Below are 7593 nucleotides of genomic sequence, written 5' to 3'. Positions count from 1 at the left end.
GCACTACTGGCTTTGCAGGGTAACCTGCTTACTCCGCTCGCCATTCAGGGCTTAACCCGGGATACTCTTGGACGAAGATTCGTGGTTGAAGAACACCCGAGGTTTGCGGCCATCTGCTCCTCTGACATTCCGGTGCGTTTTGATGCCGACAGCCCGCTGCCGGATCCATTTGACGGCCTGCTGCTCGACCACGACGGCGATTTGCCCATGCACGCCTGTATGGGGCTGCCACTGATATTTGCCGACAAGCTATTGGGCGTACTGACTCTGGATAGCCTGACGCCCAACGTGTTTGATCACATTCCGGCACATAATCTGGAAGCACTGGCGGCCATTGCAGCTTCTACCCTGAAAGTTGCCCTGACGGTGTCCCAGCTTGAACGCCAGGCACAGCAGACCCAGCAACGGCTGGAAGAGCTGAATGAGGAAGTGTGGGAACGTGACGGCGGTGAGATCATCGGTCATAGCCCGGCGATGCAGGCACTGAAACACGACATCGAAGTGGTGGCGCCTTCCGGTTTTAATATCCTGATTTCCGGTGAAACCGGCGTGGGGAAAGAGTTGGTCGCACGCACGTTACACCACAGATCCGGCCGTGCCCGTCAGCCACTGGTGTACGTCAACTGCGCTGCGATTCCAGAGCAGCTGGTAGAGAGTGAACTGTTTGGCCATGTTAAAGGCGCCTTTACCGGCGCCGACCGGAACCGGATGGGTAAATTTGCACTGGCAGACGGCGGGACTCTGTTTCTGGATGAAATCGGCGAACTGCCGCTGGCGGCACAGAGTAAAATTCTGCGCGCACTGCAAAACAGTGAAATCCAGCCCGTCGGTCAGGATAAAGTCGAAACCATAGATGTGCGCATTCTGGCGGCCACCAACCGCGACCTGAAAAGCGAAGTGGAACACGGCCGGTTCCGGTCCGATCTTTACCACCGCCTCAGTGTCTATCCGATTAAAGTCCCGCCGCTGAGAGAGCGCGAAGGGGATATCCCGCTCCTGGCCGGCTATTTTCTGGAGCAGGCGCGCCGCAAACTGGGCATCCGGCAACTAAAATTCGCACCAGAAGCGCAGTTAGCCGTTAATCAGTATGGCTGGCCAGGTAATGTGCGCGAGTTGGAGCACGTCATCAACCGGGCTGCACTAAAAGCCAGAGCCAGACAGGCAGAGCGCAAGCTCACCACCGTCAGTGTGGAGGATATCGGCTCACTTGACCAGCCCGCACCAGGTCCAGGTCACGCCCTGGCAGCTTTGTCAGTCACTCCTCAGCTTGAACAGGGTTTACGCGCCGCGACTGAAGATTTTCAAAAGCAGCTGATTATTTCTGCCCTGACCCAGGCTGAATTCAACTGGGCACAGGCGGCACGGGAGCTGAAACTGGACAGAGCCAATCTGACCCGGCTGGCCAAAAGACTAGGCATCAATGTCACCAAGCAACATTTTATTGAATAGCTCAAATGAGCTTGCGACGGATGTGGCAGGCAACTTAAGCTGTCTATCATCAGCTCAATCGGATGCCGGTGGCGATAAGTCACTGACATTCAGCAATAACTGCTACACTAAACAGCAATTGACGGTAGCTCCGTCTGCTTCGCACAACCAGCAACGATAAGATTCAGAATGGCTCAAACTTCTACTAACGCTCCAAGCCTTACCTCGCAACTGTTTTCCATGACCTGGCCAATGCTGTTTGGCGTTTTGTCGCTGATGAGTTTTCAGCTGGTCGACAGCGCCTTTATCGGCCAACTGGGCATACTGCCATTAGCCGCACAAGGTTTTACCCTGCCGATGCAGATGATCATCATCGGGACTCAGGTAGGGCTGGGCATAGCCACCACCTCGGTGATCTCCAAAGCACTCGGGGCGTGCCAGCAGCAGTATGCAAAGCAGCTGGGGGGCCTGATTATCTCTATCGGCGGCTTTGGCGTCGCGCTGCTGGTTAGCCTGATCTACCTGGCACGCAGACCGCTGCTGGCCATGCTGGACGCGCCAGAGACGGTCTTCAGCATCATAGATCAATATTGGGTATTCTGGGCAGCCAGTGCCTGGGTGGGGGCGATGCTCTATTTCCTGTATAGCATCTGCCGGGCCAACGGTAATACCCTGCTGCCCGGCACTATGATGATGGTCACCAGCTTGCTCAATCTGGCCCTGGATCCGCTGTTTATCTTCGTGTTTGATCTGGGTATTAACGGTGCGGCGATGGCGACAATTGTCGCGTTTGGCTTTGGTTGCCTGGTAGTGACACCCAAAGTGCTGGCTAAGCAGTGGATGACGTTCGACTGGCAGGATATCCATCTGGGTCAGAGCATCCGCTCAATCGGCCATATTATGGGGCCTGCGATGATCAGCCAACTGCTGCCGCCATTATCCTCCATGCTGGCGACCAAGTTTCTGGCCGGATTTGGCACTGCCGCAGTGGCAGCCTGGGCACTGGGGTCTCGGTTTGAGTTTTTTGCCATTGTGTCAGTACTGGCACTGACCATGTCGATGCCCCCTATGGTCGGACGTATGCTCGGCGCCGGACAACTCGGTCAGATACGTCAGCTGGTGAATATCGCCTGCCGCTTTATCCTGGTATTTCAGCTGGTGATCGCGCTGATCACGTTCGCCAGTGCCGGTTGGCTGGCCGACGTAATGACCAGTGAGCAACAGGTGGAAACCATTTTATCCTGGCATCTGAGCATAGTGCCGATCAGCTTGGGCGCGCTGGGGGTCTGTATGTTGATGGTGTCGGTGTGCAACGCACTCGGCAAATCGTACCGGGCACTGACGATTTCCGCTTTACGTCTGTTTGCGTTTTTCCTGCCCTGCCTCTGGCTGGGTGGACAAATTGCGGGTCTGCAGGGCCTGTTTAGCGGCGCACTGCTGGGTAACCTGCTGGCCGGTGCCTGCGCCTGGTGGATATACCAGCGGGTACTCGCCCAGCTCTGCAGCGAGCAGAGTTCTCAGACCCCGGCAGAGACGCCGAACTCCAATGCCTAGCGGTCGTCCTTAGGGGAGTCCATCACCACCATGGTCGTGAGTGACTGCACCTGAGGGCATTCCCCCAACACGTCGGCGTGAATGCGTTTATAGCTGCTCAAATCGGCGGTTTCTACCCGTAGCAGATATTCATTGGCGCCGGTAATGTTGTGGCACTCGACCACTTCATCCACATCACGGACAAAATGTTCAAACTCAAGCTGGGCTTTGCGGGTATGCGAGGCGAGACCAATCGACACGTAAGCCACAAACCCGACCCCTAAACTGGCACCGTCCAAGACCGCCCGATAGCCTTTGATCACCCTTCGCCGCTCCAGCTCCTGAACCCGGCGTAGCGTCGCCGAAGCAGACAACCCCACCCGCTCGGACAGTTCGACGTTGGAGATTCGACCGTCCAACTTCAGCTCACGCAATATTCTTTCGTCAAACTTATCCATTGCTAAATATCATTGCTAACATTCGTCATATTGCTCAAATAAAAGCACATAATTGCCGTTGAATCCACTTAAACTAGTCGTTGACCGGTCATGACAACGCTTTTCGTTTCAGAAAAAATCGTTTTAGAAAAACAATTTCGTTTGGAGATCAACCATGGAGCTGCAACAACTAGGTGCGCTGGCACTGTTTGCCTTTGTCTCGACCTTTACCCCCGGGCCAAATAACATCATGCTGATGACGTCCGGAGCCAACGTCGGCTTTAGCCGGACCATGCCGCACATGCTCGGCATCATTTTAGGTTTTGCCGTTATGCTGATTCTGGTCGGCGTCGGTTTGATGGGTCTGTTCCAACAGTACCCGCTGATGCATCAACTAATGAAGTACGCCTGTCTTGGCTATGTGTTTTACCTGGCGGTCAAAATTGCCCTCAGCAAGAAAAACCACACCGCGGCCGAATATCGACCGATGACCTTCCTTAGCGCGGCCGGATTCCAGTGGCTCAACCCGAAAGGTTGGTCGATGGCACTGACGGCGGTGACAGTATACGGTGGGGGCGGCGCCTGGACGGAGCTCACTTTCATCGCGCTGGTGTTTATCGTGGCCAATCTCCCTTCGGTGACCTTCTGGACCGCGGCCGGTATTCGCTTACAACGCTGGTTGATCACACCACGCCGAATCCAGTTGTTTAACCTGGCCATGGCGGCATTACTGCTCAGCTCCACCGTGCCGATGCTGACCTGATAGATCAGGAGCCGCACTGCACGGCCGAAAGGTGATCTTTACCGCACAAACGGGTACAATCTCGCCGCCTGTCAATCCGCTCTGAATGCCGACTGACAGGCGATTTGCGTTATTGCGCCAGTTTTTTCAGCCGAGTCCGTTTCATGTCCGATCCCTGTTTTACCCGCTTTGCCAGCCCTGTTGAAGAATTGTCACTGCCTGAGCAGTTTACTTTTCCGTTTTACTATCAGCCGCATCCCTTGTGTGAGTTGGCCGCGGAACAGTTACAGCAGCATTTAGCCACACAGCAACAGTGGCAGCACGACTTTGGTCTGCAAGATTCTAATGGCTGCGGCAAGATGTTTGGCGTACTGGTGGTGAAAAATACCGCTGGGGAGCTGGGCTTTCTCAGCGCCTTTTCCGGCAAAATAGCCGATCAGAATCTGCTGCCGGGCTTCGTGCCACCGGTGTTCGACATGCTGACCGAGGAAGGTTTTTTCCGCCGTGAGCTGGCGGATATCACCGACATCAACCAGCAGGTAAAAGGGCATCAGGCCAACCCAAGGCTGGCTGAGTTACAAGCTGAGATTGACGCCGCGACTTACGGCTATCAGCTTCAGGAACAGTCGCTACGTCAGCAATTGATCGTTAACCGGGCTGAGCGAAAACAGCAGCGCCAACAGGCAGAATCGATGCCGGTAGCCGCCCGTAACGAACGGTTCGATCAACTCGCCAGGCAGAGCGTCGCAGATAAAAACGCCCTTAAACATCTCAAGCAGGACTGGCAGGCCCAGTTGCAAACCTTGCAAGATGAGCTGGACCGACTGACCCGCCAGCTGGAAGAACTGAAACAACGCCGGGGCCAGCTCTCCAATCAGCTGCAGAACAAACTGTTTCGTCAGTACCGTTTTCTCAACCAACGGGGTGAAACGCGCGATTTAATGGACATTTTCTCCGCCAGCAGCAACCCGGTGCCACCAGCAGGCTCGGGTGAGTGCTGCGCGCCTAAACTGCTGCAGTATGCGTATCAGACCGGCTTACAACCCTTGGCCATGGCCGAGTTCTGGTGGGGCACGTCTCCCAAGTCGGAAATCCGTCAGCACAAAAAGTTCTATCCGTCGTGTCAGAGTAAATGCCAACCGATACTGAGCCATATGCTGCAAGGACTGGATGTCGAACCCAATCCACTTGAGCAAAACTGGGCGGAGCATCTGCCGCTGGAAATCGTCTATCAGGATGAGGCGATGGTTGTGGTCAACAAACCTGCCGGGCTGTTATCGGTTCCGGGCAAAACCGTGCAAGATTCCGTCTACACCCGGCTGCAGGCTCAGTTTGCCGATTGTGAAGGCCCGATCGTGGTCCACCGTCTTGATATGGCCACCTCCGGTCTGTTGGTCTTTGCCCTGACCAGGCGTGCCAATAAGAGCCTGCAAAAGCAGTTTATTTCCCGCCGGGTTGCCAAGCGTTATGTGGCGTTAATTGAGGGAAGTTTGGCTGAAGATAGCGGCACCATCAGCCTGCCGATGCGTGGCGATCCGGATGACCGGCCGCGTCAGTTGGTCTGTTTCGAGCATGGTAAACCGGCGGAAACCTTCTGGCAGCGGATCGACGCCCACCAGGGCCAGACCAAGCTGTACCTGTATCCGAAAACCGGCCGTACCCATCAGCTGCGGGTCCACTGCGCCCACCACTTAGGACTGAACAGCCCTATGGTCGGCGATGGCCTGTATGGTCAGAAAGCCGATCGTCTGCATTTGCACTCAGAGCGGCTGGAGTTTGATCATCCCTATACCAAACAAGCGATGGTGTTTCAGGCCGATGCTGACTTCTGATACTCCGTAGCGACTAGTCAGAATTTACTGACTCGCCCATGAGCACACACAAAAAAAAGCGCCCGCAGGCGCTTTTCTGTTCTATGAGAATATACTCGGTTAAGGCATTGGCATCGGCTGTTGCGGGCCAAAATCGACCGTTGCCTCCTGACCCAGCACCAGAGTCACTTCTTTTTTGGTCACGCCGGAGTCAACCACATTGGCAGGTACCACCACTTCCGGATTGTACTGCACCGGATCATCGGCCGCGCCGGTACAGACAAACGCCACGGTGTAATCACCCGGTTCCAGATAGCCGAATTGGTATTCACCGGTACCATCCATAACGCCAGTTGAGGCTACGGGGGCGACCGCCATCTCTGGCAACGCTGGTTCACCGGTATAACCTTCATCACTAGGATCGATCAAATCAATCATCTGGTCATTTTCCAATCCGCTACCAGAGTAGAGGTAAATCATATTGCCGGCCGGATCGGGATCCTGACAGCCACCCTCTCCCCAGAATGCCTGGTCAACCGTGCCTGACAAAGCCACCGCGGCGTCATTGGCAATAATTTTCACTCCGTGGGGTTTGAGGATATAACCGTTATTGTTGTTCATATTGCCGCGCATCACCATCGACATGCGCAGGTCAAACTCAATGGTGAATGCCTGTACCGCTTCTGCTTGCACCACAAAACCACCCAGTCGCAGCTTGTTGCTTGGCTGCTTCAGGGGCTGCTCACCCATTCTGTCAATAACAAAATTGAGCCCGGGTTCGGAATGGATATGCATGATCAGATTACGATATTGACCGACCGGGATCGGCTCATCACTCACAATCAGCGCCGAGTTCATCCCCTGATAATCCAGCAGATCCAACTGGATATAATCTTGGGTATCCGTACCGACATCGATAAAGATTGACTGGCCGCTGCTATTGACCAGTTCAAGCCTATCTACCGCAATCGTTACGCTTTCCGCATAATCAACCGGCGCATCGGATAAAGAAAAAGAGACTTTAGACGTGCGTGTCGTGGTGCTGTCTCCATCACCACCGCCACAGCCTGCCAGGGCAAATAGTGCCAGCACCGCCGGGACGAAAAATTTGAAATTCATACTAACCTCCTGTTTGGTATCCCACCCGGTAAGTAAAGATGAGATAGAAAAAGACATGTCAGCATGAGGTCAAAAAGAAAGTAATCTGGCAGCGAATCACAAATGTAAATGGCAATATTATCGATATCGAGACTTTGTTGACTGCCTTACAATCAAATCCATCGGCGGCAACCGCGCATCGTGGCGCTGGCCACTTAGCAAATTAAGCAGTGCCTGGGCGCAGACCACTCCGAGTTCTTCAATCGGTTGACGTAACGTCGTCAAAGCGGGAGTAAAGAATTTAGACGTGGGCAAATCATCAAAGCCGATCACAGAGACATCGTCAGGAACTCGCTGGCCATGGTCATGCAGCGCTTTAATGGCCCCATAGGCGGTCTGGTCATTGGCGGCGAATACCGCAGTGAAATGGGCTTTTGACTCAATCAGCTCGACCATTCTCTGGTAGCCGGTTTCCGAACTGAAATCCCCTTCACGCACCAGTCTATCGGTAGGCTCAATGCCGGCTTCTCTGAGTGCTTTCTGG

At 54.4% G+C, this 7593-nt stretch carries 7 protein-coding genes; 4 read left to right on the top strand and 3 right to left on the bottom strand.

What is annotated here, in order from left to right:
• Together norR and ACQY6F_RS17430 are read left to right on the top strand one after the other, a co-directional pair.
• On the top strand, nt 1-1449 hold a 1449-nt coding region (norR, locus tag ACQY6F_RS17435), incomplete at its 5' end, for a nitric oxide reductase transcriptional regulator NorR (RefSeq protein ID WP_428776254.1).
• A 168-nt stretch (nt 1450-1617) separates the two neighbouring features.
• Nucleotides 1618-2982, top strand: coding sequence for an MATE family efflux transporter (locus tag ACQY6F_RS17430; RefSeq protein ID WP_428776252.1), 1365 nt, complete (start codon nt 1618-1620; stop codon nt 2980-2982).
• On the opposite strand, the gene ACQY6F_RS17425 is transcribed toward ACQY6F_RS17430, so the two are convergent.
• Nucleotides 2979-3419, bottom strand: a complete 441-nt coding sequence (locus ACQY6F_RS17425) for an Lrp/AsnC family transcriptional regulator (RefSeq protein ID WP_428776250.1) — start codon at nt 3417-3419, stop codon at nt 2979-2981. The genes ACQY6F_RS17430 and ACQY6F_RS17425 overlap by 4 nt on opposite strands.
• A gap of 154 nt (nt 3420-3573) precedes the next feature.
• Here ACQY6F_RS17425 and ACQY6F_RS17420 point away from each other — a divergent pair, with 154 nt between their 5' ends.
• Together ACQY6F_RS17420 and ACQY6F_RS17415 are read left to right on the top strand one after the other, a co-directional pair.
• Nucleotides 3574-4161: a LysE family translocator gene (locus tag ACQY6F_RS17420; protein ID WP_428776248.1), complete on the top strand. Its 588-nt coding sequence runs from the start codon at nt 3574-3576 to the stop codon at nt 4159-4161.
• Between the two features lie 143 nt (nt 4162-4304).
• Nucleotides 4305-5972 carry a pseudouridine synthase gene (locus ACQY6F_RS17415; RefSeq protein ID WP_428776246.1) on the top strand — a complete coding sequence of 556 codons (1668 nt, stop codon included), beginning with the start codon at nt 4305-4307 and terminating at the stop codon, nt 5970-5972.
• A 99-nt stretch (nt 5973-6071) separates the two neighbouring features.
• Here the strand turns inward: ACQY6F_RS17415 and ACQY6F_RS17410 are convergent, their stop codons facing one another.
• On the bottom strand, nt 6072-7070 hold the full coding sequence (locus ACQY6F_RS17410; protein WP_428776245.1) for a DUF4382 domain-containing protein: 999 nt from the start codon (nt 7068-7070) through the stop codon (nt 6072-6074).
• Nucleotides 7071-7187: 117 nt separating this feature from the next.
• Nucleotides 7188-7593, bottom strand: a 406-nt coding sequence (locus tag ACQY6F_RS17405) for a substrate-binding domain-containing protein (RefSeq protein WP_428776243.1), incomplete at its 5' end; no start/stop codon positions are given.

It is taken from the genome of Vibrio sp. (assembly GCF_050299255.1).
GTDB lineage: Bacteria > Pseudomonadota > Gammaproteobacteria > Enterobacterales > Vibrionaceae > Vibrio.
The sequence above is the reverse complement of the archived record's forward strand: the minus strand, read 5'-3'. Positions and strand labels throughout refer to the sequence as shown.

Bases quoted from the DNA above. Each gene is read 5' to 3' on its own strand.
- ACQY6F_RS17430 (WP_428776252.1), top strand. From the start codon at position 1,618: ATGGCTCAAACTTCTACTAACGCTCCAAGCCTTACCTCGCAACTGTTT.
- ACQY6F_RS17425 (WP_428776250.1), bottom strand. From the start codon at position 3,419: ATGGATAAGTTTGACGAAAGAATATTGCGTGAGCTGAAGTTGGACGGT.
- ACQY6F_RS17420 (WP_428776248.1), top strand. From the start codon at position 3,574: ATGGAGCTGCAACAACTAGGTGCGCTGGCACTGTTTGCCTTTGTCTCG.
- ACQY6F_RS17415 (WP_428776246.1), top strand. From the start codon at position 4,305: ATGTCCGATCCCTGTTTTACCCGCTTTGCCAGCCCTGTTGAAGAATTG.
- ACQY6F_RS17410 (WP_428776245.1), bottom strand. From the start codon at position 7,070: ATGAATTTCAAATTTTTCGTCCCGGCGGTGCTGGCACTATTTGCCCTG.